This is a genomic window from Krasilnikovia cinnamomea (genome assembly GCF_004217545.1).
Classification (GTDB): Bacteria; Actinomycetota; Actinomycetes; order Mycobacteriales; family Micromonosporaceae; genus Actinoplanes; species Actinoplanes cinnamomeus.
In genome coordinates this window covers 6,284,273-6,297,611 of the sequence record NZ_SHKY01000001.1, presented here as the reverse complement: position 1 = coordinate 6,297,611, position 13,339 = coordinate 6,284,273, and the positions used below count along the sequence as shown (strand labels likewise).

The window sequence follows — 13,339 nt, the reverse complement described above, 5'->3', positions numbered from 1 at the left end:
ATGAGCCTGTCCGACCACTCCGTCCGCCGGGAACCACGCGGCTCCGGCACGTGTGACGTCAGCTGGTACACGACCCAGGTGAGCGGCCCAGGGGCGGACGTACCCGTCCGCATCCTGCGGCCCACCGGCCCCCGCAACGGCTGGACGGTCTGGGCCCACGGTGGAAGCTGGCATCACGGGTCGGCGCTGACCTGGCACCATGCCTGCGCCGACCTCGCCGTCGCCGCCGCAACGACCGTGGTCAGCGTGGACTACCGGCTCGCCCCCGAGCACCCGCATCCCGCCGCACTCGAGGACTTCCTCACCGCCGTCGCCTGGGCGCAGGAGCAGGCCGCCGGCGAGGCCACCGAGGTCGCCGTCGGCGGGGACAGCGCCGGTGGCACCATCGCCGCCTGCGCCGCCCTGGTCCTGCGGGACTCCGGCGGTCACCTCGCGGCACAGGTCCTCGCGTATCCGCCGATCGATCCGCAGTGCCGGGCGGACTCCTACCACCGCGATCCCTGCGCGTTCCCCGCGGCCGGCGCGCTCACCGCCGCCTGGCGTGGCTACCGCGGGGAACACCCCGACGGCTCCGGCGGGCTGTACAGCACTCCGATGGAGGCCGCCGACCTCACCGGCGCGGCCCCCGCGATCATCGCGGTCGGCGAGCTGGATCCCGTCATCGACGACGTCCGCGACTACCAGCGCCGGCTGCACGCCGCCGGGGTGCCCGTGCGCTACCTCGAGCTTGCCCGCACGGCACACGGCGCGTTCCTGGAACCCGTCCCGGCCCGCCTGGCCCGCCCCCGCGGCCCCTCGCTGCGGTCCTGGCTGGGCCGCGCACTGGCCCACGCGTTCGCCCAGCGCACCGGTGTCACCCTCCCACCACGGCAAAGGACATTCTCATGACCGGAACACACGCGCGCACCCACCCCTACGAGGCGTTGCTGCGCCACTTCGCCGACCTGCGGGACGGCACCCACGGTACGGCCACCGACCGGGCCGGGAAGGAACGGCTGTTCGCCACGGCGGTGGAGCTGCTGGATCCCGCCGCCCGGCAGGTGCTCGACGAGGCGAACCGGTTCCTGTTGCTCGGCAGCGGCCTGGTCGAGGCGACCGGCGTCCGGAACGACGCCGACGGCCTGTCCGCACAATGGACGCTGAGCTGGCCGGAACAACGGGCCACCGGGCTGCCCGCACTGGGCCTGATCGCACACTACGGCCGCGGCTTCCACCATCCCCACCTGCGCGGCGTCACCGTACGCGACTGGCCGATGAACGTGTTCTCCGCCGCCGACGCGTCCGACCAGGTTCCCATCCTGCGCGCCATCGTCGTGGCGGACCTGCACAACCTGGTGTTCCAGCGCGACTACCGGATCGTGCCGGCCACCACCCGCGGATGACGGGGAGCAGACCGTGACCCTCACCCTTTCCGTCCTGGACCAGTCACCCGTCGCGGCCGGCGCGGACGCGGCCCGAGCCGTCCGCGACACGGTCCGGCTGGCCCGTGCCGTCGATCCGCTGGGCTACCGCCGGTACTGGGTGGCCGAGCATCACGGCAGCGCCAGCTTCGCCGGCACGTCGCCCGCGGTGCAGGCCGCCGTGCTGCTGCAGCACACCGCGCAGATGCGGATCGGTACGGGTGGTGTGTTGCTGCCACGCCACGACCCGGTCCAGGTCGCCGAGACGTTCCACCTGCTCGCCGATCTCCACCCGGGCCGGGTCGACCTCGGCCTCGGCCGCGCCGGCGGCCCCGCGTACACATTTCCGGGGAAGCTGGAACTGCTCCGCGACAGCCTCGCCCGGTTGCGCGGCGCTCGCGGGGGCGGCACCGGGCCCGGCGTCTGGCTGCTGGGCAGCGGGACCACGGCGGCCGAGCTGGCCGGGCAGCACGGCATCGGCTACTGCGCCGGGCACTTCCTCAATCCTGCGGCGAGCGGTCCGGCGCTGGCGGGTGTCCGGGCGGTGAGCAGCGCGGCGCCGCTGATCCTCGCGGTGCGCGTCTTCGTGGCGGCGACCAGCGAGCGCGCGCAGGCGCAGGCAGCGGACTACCTGCTGTGGCGCAGCCGTAAGGACCTGGGCGCGCAGGAACCGCTCCCGCGCTCGGGCCACGCCGCACAGCATCGGTGGAGCGCCGCGGAATGCGAGCGTGCCGCACAGAATCGGCGGGCGATCGTCGTCGGCGACCCCAGCGAGGTACGCACGCAACTCACGGCACTGGCCGCCCGGCATGGGGTCGAGGAGATCATGGTCAACACCCTGCTCCCGGATCTCGGCGAGCGCGTGCGGACCTATGAGCTGCTGGCTGCGGCGTTCGACCTGCGCCCCGTGGACGCGATCGCGGCGACCTGACAGCTCCTCCGTCTGATCCCGGGAAAGGAGGCGTGAGCGGACCGTGTTGTCGGCCTCTGACTACACCTCGGGGAGGGCGCCGAGGGACGCGCCCTGGTAACGGCCCCGGATGATCGAGTTGATGTTGACCATGCCTCTCACCCGCGCGTGCGCGCTTCGGCGGGCTTGCCACCGGACTGCACGAAGGCCGCCGGTTGCGGCCCGAACGCCAGAAGGTCGGTGGGCTTCGGTGCCCGCGCGCGCTGCGATGCCACCGACACCTCCCGGACGATCCGTCGCGTCCGGTCCTCGTCGGTGACGGTCTGGGCGTCGCGTTGCGCGTCGATGGTGGCGACCATGTCCAGGAGCCTGTTGACGGAGCCGGGGAACTCCCGGCACAGCTGTGCCGCCGCCTGGAGCTGCGGGGCCGGCACGTCAACGGTTCGCTGCGCCATGCCGAGGTCCCACACGTCCGGGCTGACCAGATAGCCGGCGGGCAGCGAACCCGCGCCGCCGCGGGCGGCGAACACGTCCACGCCGGGGGGCGGGGCGGCGGGTTTCGCCGTCCCGATCACGACGAGCGCGCCCGTCCCGGCGGTCACCAGGGGGATGAGCACCGCGGTCAGAACGGACCCGGTCATCTGCAGCAACCCGACACCGAGCACCAACGCCATCCCGGCCAGCGCGGCGAGTTCGCCGCCACCCTCGGCCGGCCCGGTCCGGCTGGCGGCGCCCCGGTAGTGCGCGACGAGCGCCTCCACGACGACGTTCTTCGGCTGCCAGCCGTCGGGGCGAGACGGGATCGGGTGCGGCACGGGGGTCTCCAGGACGTGTCATGGGTGGTCGGCAGCGAAGGTGCGGTGCCCCTACCATGTGTAGCGCGCCGACCTACACGCCGTAGGCGCCCCGCTATCGTGCACCCGGCGTCACTCACGCCTCGCGACGGCGAAACCGGACACAAAATTCGGACGTACGTGGACTCCGGTCCCAGGTGCGAGATGCGCCACTTTCAGAAGCCGGGGGGCGGCCGGTCCGCCGAGCAGACCAGGCGACGTCGGCGTGTACCGACCCACGGCGAGAGATCGCGGGGGTACCTTCCCCGCTGTGCGTGTCATGACCTTCAACATCCAGCACGGCCAGGGTGTCGATGGCAGGGTCGACCTCGCCCGCATCGGCGCGGCCATCCGGGGAGCGAACGTCGATGTGGTCGGGCTACAGGAGGTCGACCGGCATTTCGGTGCCCGCAGCCGGTTCCGTGACCAGGCCGGCTGGCTGGGCCGGCGGCTGGGCATGGAGGTCGCGTACGGCGGCAACCGCGAACGCTCGCCGTGCATCCCCGGCGTGGGGCGTCGCCAGTTCGGCAACGCGATCCTTTCGGCGTTTCCCATCACGGACCGCGAGAACATCCCCCTGCCCCGGTCCGGCACGCACGAACAGCGTGGGCTGTTGCGGGTTCGGATCGAGGCCGGCGGCGTCGTGTGGCGGGTGTACGCCACCCACCTGCAGCACGACGATCCGGACGAGCGGCTCGTCCAGGCCCGAGCGATCCGGCAGATCCTCGGCACGCCCCAGCACACCGTCGTGCTGGCCGACCTCAACGCCCAACCCACCACACCGGAGGTACGGGCCCTCACCGACGCCCTGGTGGACAGCTGGGCCGCGGCGGGCACCGGGCCCGGAAACACCTCGGCGAGCCCGGCACCCACTCAGCGCATCGACTACGTCCTGCACTCCGCGGACACGCGCTCGCGCACCGTAACCGTGCTCACCTCCCCACCGGCGAGCATCGCCTCCGACCACCTGCCGGTGCTGGCCGACCTGGAGGCGAACCCCGACCAATAGTGCCGGCCAGTCAGGTCAGTACTTGGTGTACTTGACCCATTCATAGCGGGCCGTCAATGGCGCTCCGGGGTGGCCGGAGGCGCCGAGCCAGCTGTCGACGCCGCCCGTTCCAGCCCATCCAGGATCAGGTCGAGCCCGTACGTGAACTCCTCGCCGTAGTCGTAACCGGGCCGCAGTACGCGCTCGCGGGTGAACTCCGCCAGGTGGGGATACCGGTCGGCCGGGAACTGCGCCAGCATGACCTGCGCCAGCTCCGCGGTCTGCTCCGGAGTGTCGAACGGGAGCCCGCGCTCCTGCAGAGCGAAGCCGTAGATGTAGCTGTCCAGCAGCGAATACGCGTGCCCGGCCAGCGAGACGGTGAAGCCGCCCGCGCGCAGGCAGCCGAGGACGGCGTCGTGGTGGCGCAGCGTGGCGGGCCCGGGGTTGGTGCGGGACTCCATCAGGCCGATCGCCCAGCGGTGGCGGGTCAGCGCCCGGCGGATGGAGATCGCCCGTTGCCGCATCGCGCCGCGCCAATCACCTCCCGCGTCCGGCAGGTCGAGTTCGCTGAACACCACGTCGATCATCCCGTCGAGCAGATCCTCCTTGCCGGCCACGTGGGTGTAGAGCGACATCGCCTCGACGCCGACGGCCTCACCCAGCTTGCGCATGGTGAGCGCCGCGAGCCCGCCGGAGTCGGCGAGGCCCACCGCGGCGCGCAGCACGGCGTCGCGGGTCAGCGGTGTCCGGGCGGCGCGGGGGCGGCTGGTCCGTTCGGCCATCGGGCGGATCCCTTCGTCGGCCTTGACACCTTACATCGTAAGGCGCATCCTTACGGTGTAAGGACACCGGGATGGAGGATCAGATGAACAGCACGACCAGGCACGACCCGTCCGAGGCCCGCGCCGCGTCCGGTGCGGCGCCGACCATGCGCGCCGTCGTCCAGGACCGCTACGGCGCCGATCCCGAGGGCCGGCTGCGGCTGGCGCAGATCGCCCGGCCCCAGATCGGCCCGGGCGAGGTGCTGGTACGCGTCCGGGCCGCCAGCGTCGATCGCGGCACCTGGCATCTGATGGCCGGGCTGCCGTATCCGGTCCGGGCCGCCGGATTCGGCATGCGCCGGCCCCGGTACGCCAACCCGGGCCGCGCGCTGGCCGGCACGGTCGCGGCGGTCGGCGCCGACGTCACGGGCCTCCAACCGGGCGACGAGGTGTTCGGCGTCGGCGCCGCCACGTTCGCCGAGTACGCCTGCGCCCGCGCCGACAAGCTCGCCGTGAAGCCCGCGACCCTGTCGTTCGAGCAGGCGGCCGCGCTCGGCATCTCCGGTCTCACGGCGCTGCAGGCCGTACGCAAGCATGGGCGGGTGGCCGCCGGTCAGAAGGTGCTCGTGCTCGGCGCGTCCGGTGGGGTCGGCGCCTTCGCGACGCAGCTCGCCAAGGCCGACGGCGCCCACGTCACGGGGGTCTGCAGCACCACCAAGGTCGACCTGGTGCGGAGCCTGGGCGCCGACCGCGCGGTCGACTACACCCGCGAGGACGCCCTCGACGGCCGGACCCGGTACGACGTCATCATCGACACCGGCGGCAACCGGCGCCTGGCCGACCTGCGCCGCGCCCTCACCGCCGCCGGGCGGCTCGTCATCGTGGGCGGTGAGACCGGCGGGCGCTGGCTCGGCGGCACCGACCGCCAGCTTCGGGCACAGCTGCTGTCCCGGTTCGTCGGCCAGCGGCTCGGCTCGTTCCTCACCTCGGAGAACGCCACCGACCTCGGCACACTCGCGCGACTCTGCGCGTCGGGCGAGCTCACCGCCGCCGTCGACCGGACCTACCCGCTGGCCGAGGCCGCCGCCGCCATCCGGCACCTGCTCGACGGCCGGGTCCGCGGCAAGGTCGTGATCACCGTGTGAGCGCGGCTCAGCGCCACCGGCACCCATCAGGAAGGACACCGAGATGTCGGGATTCGCCGCGCGCCTGCGCCGCGCCACGATGGCCGAGCACCGCGAGGCCGAGACCAGGACATTCATCACCCGGCTGATGGACGGCCGGATTCCGCTCGCCGGTTTCGTCGCGCTCACCGCCCAGTACCTGGTCATCTACCGGGCCCTGGAGGACGCGGCCGACCGGATGGGCGCCGACGGGACCGCCGCCGCCTTCGCCGACCCCGCGCTGTCACGGGTGCCGGCGCTGGAGGCCGACCTGGCCGAACTGCACGGCCCGGACTGGCCCTCGGCCGTGACCCCCATCGAGGCGACCCAGCGGTACGCCGCACGGCTGCGCGAACACTGCTTCACCTCGCCGGTCCACTTCCTCGCCCACCACTACGTGCGCTACCTCGGCGACCTGAGCGGGGGCCGGCTGGTCGGGCGTGCGGTGGCCAAGGCGTACGGGCTCGGCCCGGCCCGCCTCGCCTTCTACACCTTCGACCAGATCGACGACGTACGCGGATACAAGGCCGCGTACCGTGAACGGCTGGACGCGCTGCCCTACCCGGTGGAGGACCTCGCGGTCCTCGTCGCGGAAGCGCGGCTGGCGTTCCGGCTCAACTCGGCGGTATTCGAGCAACTCGGGGCCGCGTACCCGCAGGCCGCGTAGCGGACCTCGAGGAGGCGCACTTCGGCACGCCATCGCTCAGCGAGTCGGCGTCAGCCGGTGGATGCCGCACGGGTCAGTTCCAGCACGGGGATGAGGCGGATGCCGGCCGTCTTCTCCGCGTATTCGGCGAAGCCCGGGTATCGGCGGGCCTGTTCGTCGAAGCGGCGTTCGCGTTCGTCGCCGGTCACCTCCCGGACCTCCACCGCGTACGTCTCGGAGCCTCGTTCGATCGTGGCCCGGCCGGCTGAGGTGAGGTTGTAGTACCAGCCCGGGTTCTCCGGCGCCCCGCCCTTGGACGCGAACACGAAGATGACATCGTCGTCGGTCTCGTGCGGCAGGTACATCATCGGGCTGACGAGTTCGCGTCCGCTCTTGCGGCCACGATGGTGGACCAGCACCATCGGCGCGCCGGTGAACGGCCCGCCGACCCGGCCCTCATTCGCGCGGAACTCGTCGATGATCTTGGCGTTCCAGTCGCTCATCGGGGATTGCCTCGGCTCTCTCGTACGGCAAGGGGGGCGCGCATCCATTTTGTCGTGATGCCGGACGGCCAGGGCCTGATGGGCTGAGCAGACGACGCCGCACGGGTGACCCCGGAGTGCGTGGCCGGGCATAACGACCCGAACCACTGGACGCTTCGAGATGGGTCTGCTCGGATTGTGGGATGCGGTTCGACGTCGACACCAAGGCTTCGCCCGACCAGGCGCTCCGGGCCTTCACGGACTTCAGCGAACGCAGAACTCAAATCTGGAACCGTACGCTCGACCGGAAGAGCTACGAGTTACGGGAGCGGGGCGACAGTTGGGCGGTTGCCCGGGAGAGCAGTCCCGGATCACCGTTCTGGGTTGTCGTCCGCTACGACTGGTCCGAACCCGCCGTGATCCGCTGGACGGTTCTGGAAAGCAGCTACGGGGGCGGTGGCGAGGGTTTCGTACGGATCGCGCCCGGCGACAACGGGGGCAGCCGGCTGCACGTCGAGTGGACCAGTACGGGTGCCCGTTCGCAGAGGACGATGCTGTTCCTGCTGCACCGTGGCCCGATGGGCCGGCTGATCTCACGAATGTACGCCTCCGCACTGGACAGGTTCGCCCAGGACGACGCCGGCTAGAGGCGTCGCCGCCCGGCTGCTTCGGTGTACGACCAGGAACTCCACCGTTCCGTAGCTGGCGTACACGTTGGTCGCGTCGTTCGAGGTATGAATGCGTCGCGCGCTGGGCCGCTCGGCCACAACCCAGTGCAGCATCTGGGCCTTGAGGCCCGCAGCAGTGCCGTCCCCACACCCTGCCGCCGCCACTGCGGGTGCACCTGCATGTCGAGGACGGAGATGTGCTCGTTTTCGGCTGACGGAACTCCACGGCCCAGGAATGAGGTTGTCAGGGCCCGAACCACGGCATCGTACGTCGGAGCGGGGTCGGTCGGCCGGTCGACGGCCAGGGCGGCATGCGCGAGCTCGACGTGCCCCGCGAGATCGTCAGGGGCGGGATCGGCGGCGTCGAAGCGCGTGACCTGGAGGTTCATCGCGGCCGACGATTCTCGACGCATCATCGCCCGGCATGCTTGGCGGTGTAGCGGTTACGGTCTGCAGTGGACAGCGCCGCCGCACAGAGCATGCCGGGCCTGCGCCCGCTTCAGTCATCCGCCACCTTGAGCACAAGCTTGCCCGTGTTCTGACCGTTGAACAGCCGCAGCAGGGCCTCGGGGAAGGCCTTCACACCGCCCTCCACCACGTCCTCGCGCGACCGAAGTTTCCCGGCCGCCAGCCACCCGGACATCTCGGCGGCGGCCTCGGCGTACCGGTCGGCGTAGTCGAAGACCACCATGCCGGTCATCGACGCCCGGTTGACCAGCAAGGACATGTAGTTGGCCGGACCCTTGACCGGCTCAGTCGCGTTGTACTGCGAGATCGCCCCGCAGATGACGACGCGGGCGCCCCGGGCCAGCCGGGCCAGGACCGCGTCGAGGATGTCGCCGCCGACGTTGTCGAAGTAGACGTCCACGCCGTCGGGTGCCGCCGCACGCAGCGCAGCGCGCACGTCGGTGGACTTGTAGTCGATGCAGGCGTCGAAGCCGAACTCCTCCACGACGAGGCGGCACTTGGCCTCGCCGCCGGCGATGCCGATCACCCGGCAGCCCTTGAGTTTGGCGATCTGGCCGACCACACTGCCGACCGCGCCGGCAGCGCCGGACACCACGACGGTCTGCCCGGCCTGCGGGCGGCCGATGTCGAGCAGCCCGAAGTAGGCGGTCATGCCCGGCATGCCCAGCACGCCGAGGTACACCGGCAGGGGCGCCAGCGCCGGGTCGACCTTGGTCAGCCCGCGACCGTCGGACCGGCAGTACTCCTGCACGCCGAGGGTGCCGTACACATGGTCGCCGACGGCGAAGCCGGGGTGGTGTGAGGCGACGACGCGGCCCACGCCGCCGGCGCGCATGACCTCGCCGATCCCGACCGGACGGATGTAGGACTTGGCGTCATTCATCCAGCCGCGCATGGCCGGGTCCAGCGACAGGTAGGTCGTCTGGATCAGCAGTTCACCCTCGCCCGGCTCGGCGGCCGGTTCCTCGACGTACTCCCAGTCGGTGGGCTTCGGCAGCCCGACGGGGCGGGCGGCCAGCCGGTACTGACTGTTGATACGGCTCATCTGGAGGGCTCCTTGGTCGTCGAGATACGGGTGGCTGCGGTGTGCGGGGACATCTTGCGGGCGCGGCGGATGATGCGGCGGCAGCGCAGTTCGAGCACGACGACGGCGATCCCGAAGAACCGGAACTTCGTGTTCGTGGTCTGTCTGCTGAGGTACCGCTGATACACCTGCTGGGCGATGACCGCGACGCGGAACAGGCCGAAGACCTGGTACCAGGCCCATTCTGCGTTCGTGACGGTGGCGCCGGTCCGGGCGCAGTAGTGGGCGACGACCTGTTGCCTCGTCATCATCCCGGGCAGGTGCGTGGGCTGGCGGCGGAACAGCCGCATCAACAGCCCGTCGCCGGGCTGAACCCAGTACCCCAACGAGTTGGCCAGGTCGATCAGCGGATCGCCGACGGTGGCGAGCTCCCAGTCGAGCAGGCCGATCGGGCGGGTCGGATCGGCCGGGTCGAGCACGACGTTGTCGAAGCGGAAGTCGTTGTGAACGAGCGTGTGCGGCCGTTCCGCGGGCTGATGCTCGTCCAGCCAGCGCATCACCGCCTCGAAGCTGCCGACGTTGCGGGTCCGGGCCTTGCGGTAGCGCTCGGACCAGCCGGCGACCTGCCGGGCGACGTAACCGTCGCCCTTGCCGAGGTCGCCGAGGCCGGTGGCGGCGACGTCCACCGAGTGCAGGTCGGCCAGCAGGTCGATGACGTTGCGGCACAGGGTCGCGGTCTGTTCGCGATTCAGGCGTACGCCCGCGGGAAGCTCCTTGCGCGGGATCGGTCCGTCGATCCGGTGCATGACATAGAACGGCGTACCGATAACCGAGGCGTCCTCGCAGAGGGCCACGGTGCGGGGGACGTAGGGCAGGTGCCGGGCTAGCTGGGTCTGGATCCGGTGTTCGCGGGCCATGTCGTGCGCGCCCTTGACGTGGTTGCCTTTGGGCGGACGCCGCAGGATGAGGTCGCCACCGGGGTAGCGCAGCAGGTAGGTCAGGTTCGACACGCCGCCGGAGAACTGGCGTACCTCGGGAACCGTGGTGAGGTCGATCCCGGCGCCGGTGGCGTTCGCGGCGAGCCAGGCCGCCACGGCGCGGGTGTCGAAGGCGTCCTCCGCGCGCACCTCCCGGTCACTCATGTGAGCCTCCGGACGACCTGCAGCGGCAACACCTTCATGGCGGCGGCCAGGGGCACCCAGGGCCACTGCGGGACGTACGCCTTGACGCGCCGCTTCTCGATGGCGCGGACCATCGCGCGTACACCGGTCTCCGTGTCCACCATGAAGCGGGTCTTCTGCTCGACGTGGGCGTTCATCTCCGAGCGGATGTAGCCCGGATAGATCACCGACACGTCGAGGCCCTTGACGCGTTCCGCGCGCAGACCCTCGGCGATCGCCGCCACGCCCGCCTTCGTCGCGGCGTAGGTGGTCATCGAGCGGCGCATGCCGCGCAGCGCGGACATCGAGGAGATGAGGACGAGGTGGCCGCGTCCGCGCTGGCGAAAGATCTCCAGGGCGGCCTCGCTCTGCGCCAGGGCGCCGACGAAGTTGGTCATAGCCGTGGCGCGGTTCGCGTCGGGCCGGCCGGTGCCCAGCGGGGCGCCCTTGCCGATGCCCGCGTTGACGACCACGCGATCGAGCCGGCCGAAACTGGCGGCGAAGGTGTGGAAGACCTTGGTGACCGCCTCGGCGTCGGTGACGTCCAGCGCGGCCGTCTCCACCCGCCGTCCGGTGCCCGCGCGGATCTCGCCGGCGAGCGTGTCGAGCCGGTCCGTGCGCCGCGCGCACAGCGCCAGGTCGTAGCCGAGCGCGGCGAACTGGCGGGCCATCTCCGCACCGAGGCCCGCGCTCGCGCCGGTGATCAGGACGACGCCGCGCGTCACGACGCCTCCCGGGCGGCGTCCGCGCCGAGCTCGATCTCGCGGATCCGGGCGCCGGCGGCGATCATCCGGCGGTCGTAGAGCGGACGCGCCAGGCGCTTGGTCCAGAACGCCATCCGGGCCGGCCGGTCCGGCAGGACGAGGAAGCGTCCGGCGTCGACGCCGCGCAGGACCCGGGCGGCCATCTCGGTGGCGTCGAGCGGCGCGCGGGCGATCAGCCGGGCGGCGATCCGCTCCATGAGCGGATCGTCGCCGCCGAGGGAGGCGGCCAGATTGGTACGGAAGAACGACGGGCAGACGACGCTGACGTCGACGCCCCACGGGCGCAGCTCGTGGCGCAGGCCTTCCGACAGCGCGACGACGGCCGCCTTGCTGGCGTCGTAGGAGGTCATCGCGGCCGGATGGGTGAGTCCGGCGATCGACGCGACGTTGACGATGTGGCCGCGCTGCTGCGCCTTGAACATCGGCGCGAACATGCGGCAGCCGTTGACCGTGCCGAGGACGTTGATTTCGAGAACCCGTCGCCAGTGCGCGTCGTCGAGCCGATCGACCCGGCCGCCCGCGGCGATGCCGGCGTTGTTGACGAGCAGGTCCAGACCGTCGAGGTCACGCTCGACCCGGTCCAGGGCGGCCGCCCAGTCGTCGAAGGAGGTGATGTCCAGGCGCTGGTACATCGCACCGGCGGGCACCTCCCGGTCCGGCGCCAGGTCGGTGACGAGCACGCGCTCCCCACGGGCCGCGAGGCGCTCGGCGAGGGCCCGGCCCAGACCGGAGGCGCCGCCGGTGATCAGGACGCGACGCCCGCTCATCGGCGCGCTCCGTGCTTGCCGAGTTCCGCGCGGGCGACCACGCCCTTGTGCACCTCGTCCGGTCCGTCGGCCAGGCGTACCGCGCGGGCCGCGGTCCACGCGCCGGCCAGGGGGAAGTCGCTGGACAGACCGGCGCCGCCGTGGAGCTGCATGGCGAAGTCGATGACCTGTTGGGCCACGTTCGGCGCGGCGACCTTGATGGCGCTGACCTCGGTGGGCGCGGCCCCGTACCGGTCGAGTTTCCAGGCGGCGTGCAGGATCAGCAGCCGGGCGGAGTCGATGGCGATGCGGGCCTCCGCGATGCGTTCGCGGTTGCCGCCGAGGTCTGCCAGCGGCTTGCCGAAGGCCTGGCGCGACAGGCCGCGCTCGCATGCCAGGTGCAGCGCCCGCTCGGCCAGGCCGATCATGCGCATGGCGTGGTGTACCCGGCCCGGCCCGAGCCGGCCCTGCGCGAGCTCGAATGCCCGGCCGGGGCCGGCGATGACGTGGGTGGCGGGAACTCTGACGTCGGTGAACGACACCTCGCCGTGGCCGAACGGCTCGTCGAGGAAGCCCATGGTGTCGAGCATCCGCTCGACCTTCACGCCCGGGGTGTCGACGGGGACGAGCACCATCGAGTGCCGGGCGTGCTTGGGGGCGTCCGGGGCGCTGAGACCCATGACGATCAGGACGGCACAGTCCGGGTGGCCGATGCCGGTCGTCCACCACTTGCGGCCGTCGAGGACCACGTCGTCGCCGTCGACCACGGCGGTCAGTTGCATGTTCGTGGCGTCCGAGGACGCCACACCGGGCTCGGTCATCGCGAACGCCGAGCGGATCCGCCCGTCGAGCAGGGGGTCGAGCCAGCGGTCGCGCTGTTCCGGGGAGCCGTAGCGCAGCAGCAGTTCGGCGTTGCCGGTGTCGGGCGCGTTGCAGTTGAACACGTAGGGGGCCAGCGACGACCAGCCCGTCGCCTCGGCGACCGGCGCATAGTCGAGGTTGGTCAGCCCCGCTCCCCCACGGGTGCCGAACCGTTCCGCGTACGGGCCCTCGTGTCCCGCCGGCAGGAACAGGTTCCACAATCCCTGGGCACGTGCCTTGCGCTGCAGTTCGCGTACCTCGTCGGGCACGCGCCACAGGTCGGCTCCGCCGCCGTGCCGGCGTGCCTCACTGATCCGGGCGTCCAGGCGACGCTCGACCGGGGCGATCTCGGCCTCGACGAAAGCGCGGACGGCCTCCGTCAGTTCGGCGGCCCGGGGAGACGGACTGAAATCCATGCCCCGAGCGTAGGCGGTGGTCCGGACAATAATTGATCGTACGCGACAA

At 71.7% G+C, this 13,339-nt stretch carries 15 protein-coding genes; 7 read left to right on the top strand and 8 right to left on the bottom strand.

Annotated elements, in window-relative coordinates; all coding sequences use genetic code 11:
- From EV385_RS28370 to EV385_RS28360, 3 genes are read left to right on the top strand one after another with little or no spacing between them, the layout of a single operon-like run.
- Positions 1–888 (top strand): alpha/beta hydrolase fold domain-containing protein, encoded by an 888-nt coding sequence (locus EV385_RS28370; RefSeq protein WP_130512224.1) that lies wholly within the window; start codon positions 1–3, stop codon positions 886–888.
- Positions 885–1,382, top strand: a complete 498-nt coding sequence (locus EV385_RS28365) for a hypothetical protein (RefSeq protein WP_130512223.1) — start codon at positions 885–887, stop codon at positions 1,380–1,382. Before EV385_RS28370 ends, EV385_RS28365 begins: the two co-directional genes overlap by 4 nt.
- Before the next feature lie 13 nt (positions 1,383–1,395).
- Positions 1,396–2,331, top strand: coding sequence for an LLM class flavin-dependent oxidoreductase (locus tag EV385_RS28360; RefSeq protein WP_130512222.1), 936 nt, complete (start codon positions 1,396–1,398; stop codon positions 2,329–2,331).
- A 137-nt stretch (positions 2,332–2,468) separates the two neighbouring features.
- Here the strand turns inward: EV385_RS28360 and EV385_RS28355 are convergent, their stop codons facing one another.
- Positions 2,469–3,125 carry a hypothetical protein gene (locus EV385_RS28355; RefSeq protein WP_130512221.1) on the bottom strand — a complete coding sequence of 219 codons (657 nt, stop codon included), beginning with the start codon at positions 3,123–3,125 and terminating at the stop codon, positions 2,469–2,471.
- A 298-nt stretch (positions 3,126–3,423) separates the two neighbouring features.
- On the opposite strand from EV385_RS28355, the gene EV385_RS28350 reads away from it, so the two are divergent.
- Entirely contained in the window at positions 3,424–4,152 is a 729-nt protein-coding gene (locus tag EV385_RS28350) for an endonuclease/exonuclease/phosphatase family protein (RefSeq protein WP_242625367.1), read from the top strand.
- Positions 4,153–4,205: 53 nt separating this feature from the next.
- Here EV385_RS28350 and EV385_RS28345 read toward each other — a convergent pair whose 3' ends face one another.
- Positions 4,206–4,913 (bottom strand): TetR/AcrR family transcriptional regulator, encoded by a 708-nt coding sequence (locus EV385_RS28345; RefSeq protein ID WP_130512219.1) that lies wholly within the window; start codon positions 4,911–4,913, stop codon positions 4,206–4,208.
- Between the two features lie 146 nt (positions 4,914–5,059).
- Here EV385_RS28345 and EV385_RS28340 point away from each other — a divergent pair, with 146 nt between their 5' ends.
- Both EV385_RS28340 and EV385_RS28335 read left to right on the top strand, forming a co-directional pair.
- Positions 5,060–6,037, top strand: a complete 978-nt coding sequence (locus EV385_RS28340) for an NAD(P)-dependent alcohol dehydrogenase (protein WP_130513619.1) — start codon at positions 5,060–5,062, stop codon at positions 6,035–6,037.
- A gap of 43 nt (positions 6,038–6,080) precedes the next feature.
- Positions 6,081–6,722, top strand: coding sequence for a biliverdin-producing heme oxygenase (locus tag EV385_RS28335; protein ID WP_130512218.1), 642 nt, complete (start codon positions 6,081–6,083; stop codon positions 6,720–6,722).
- A gap of 50 nt (positions 6,723–6,772) precedes the next feature.
- Here the strand turns inward: EV385_RS28335 and EV385_RS28330 are convergent, their stop codons facing one another.
- Positions 6,773–7,204, bottom strand: coding sequence for a nitroreductase family deazaflavin-dependent oxidoreductase (locus EV385_RS28330; RefSeq protein WP_130512217.1), 432 nt, complete (start codon positions 7,202–7,204; stop codon positions 6,773–6,775).
- A gap of 182 nt (positions 7,205–7,386) precedes the next feature.
- Between EV385_RS28330 and EV385_RS28325 the strand changes: the two genes are divergently transcribed.
- Entirely contained in the window at positions 7,387–7,830 is a 444-nt protein-coding gene (locus EV385_RS28325; RefSeq protein WP_130512216.1) for an SRPBCC family protein, read from the top strand.
- 520 nt (positions 7,831–8,350) lie between these two features.
- Here EV385_RS28325 and EV385_RS28320 read toward each other — a convergent pair.
- Genes EV385_RS28320 through EV385_RS28300 form a run of 5 tightly spaced genes read right to left on the bottom strand, consistent with a single transcriptional unit; the run spans position 8,351 to position 13,290 of the window.
- Positions 8,351–9,364 (bottom strand): NADP-dependent oxidoreductase, encoded by a 1,014-nt coding sequence (locus EV385_RS28320; RefSeq protein WP_130512215.1) that lies wholly within the window; start codon positions 9,362–9,364, stop codon positions 8,351–8,353.
- Entirely contained in the window at positions 9,361–10,485 is a 1,125-nt protein-coding gene (locus tag EV385_RS28315) for a phosphotransferase family protein (protein ID WP_130512214.1), read from the bottom strand. Before EV385_RS28315 ends, EV385_RS28320 begins: the two co-directional genes overlap by 4 nt.
- Positions 10,482–11,228, bottom strand: a complete 747-nt coding sequence (locus EV385_RS28310) for an SDR family oxidoreductase (protein ID WP_130512213.1) — start codon at positions 11,226–11,228, stop codon at positions 10,482–10,484. The genes EV385_RS28315 and EV385_RS28310 overlap by 4 nt, the downstream gene beginning before the upstream one ends.
- Complete coding sequence (locus EV385_RS28305; protein WP_130512212.1) at positions 11,225–12,034, bottom strand: SDR family NAD(P)-dependent oxidoreductase; 810 nt, start codon at positions 12,032–12,034, stop codon at positions 11,225–11,227. Before EV385_RS28305 ends, EV385_RS28310 begins: the two co-directional genes overlap by 4 nt.
- A complete protein-coding gene (locus EV385_RS28300) occupies positions 12,031–13,290 on the bottom strand; it encodes an acyl-CoA dehydrogenase family protein (protein ID WP_130512211.1) in 1,260 nt (419 codons plus the stop codon). The genes EV385_RS28305 and EV385_RS28300 overlap by 4 nt, the downstream gene beginning before the upstream one ends.
- Positions 13,291–13,339: the final 49 nt, after the last annotated feature.

Bases quoted from the DNA above. Each gene is read 5' to 3' on its own strand.
- EV385_RS28370 (WP_130512224.1), top strand. From the start codon at position 1: ATGAGCCTGTCCGACCACTCCGTCCGCCGGGAACCACGCGGCTCCGGC.
- EV385_RS28365 (WP_130512223.1), top strand. From the start codon at position 885: ATGACCGGAACACACGCGCGCACCCACCCCTACGAGGCGTTGCTGCGC.
- EV385_RS28350 (WP_242625367.1), top strand. From the start codon at position 3,424: ATGACCTTCAACATCCAGCACGGCCAGGGTGTCGATGGCAGGGTCGAC.
- EV385_RS28345 (WP_130512219.1), bottom strand. From the start codon at position 4,913: ATGGCCGAACGGACCAGCCGCCCCCGCGCCGCCCGGACACCGCTGACC.
- EV385_RS28340 (WP_130513619.1), top strand. From the start codon at position 5,060: ATGCGCGCCGTCGTCCAGGACCGCTACGGCGCCGATCCCGAGGGCCGG.
- EV385_RS28335 (WP_130512218.1), top strand. From the start codon at position 6,081: ATGTCGGGATTCGCCGCGCGCCTGCGCCGCGCCACGATGGCCGAGCAC.
- EV385_RS28330 (WP_130512217.1), bottom strand. From the start codon at position 7,204: ATGAGCGACTGGAACGCCAAGATCATCGACGAGTTCCGCGCGAATGAG.
- EV385_RS28325 (WP_130512216.1), top strand. From the start codon at position 7,387: ATGCGGTTCGACGTCGACACCAAGGCTTCGCCCGACCAGGCGCTCCGG.
- EV385_RS28320 (WP_130512215.1), bottom strand. From the start codon at position 9,364: ATGAGCCGTATCAACAGTCAGTACCGGCTGGCCGCCCGCCCCGTCGGG.
- EV385_RS28315 (WP_130512214.1), bottom strand. From the start codon at position 10,485: ATGAGTGACCGGGAGGTGCGCGCGGAGGACGCCTTCGACACCCGCGCC.
- EV385_RS28305 (WP_130512212.1), bottom strand. From the start codon at position 12,034: ATGAGCGGGCGTCGCGTCCTGATCACCGGCGGCGCCTCCGGTCTGGGC.
- EV385_RS28300 (WP_130512211.1), bottom strand. From the start codon at position 13,290: ATGGATTTCAGTCCGTCTCCCCGGGCCGCCGAACTGACGGAGGCCGTC.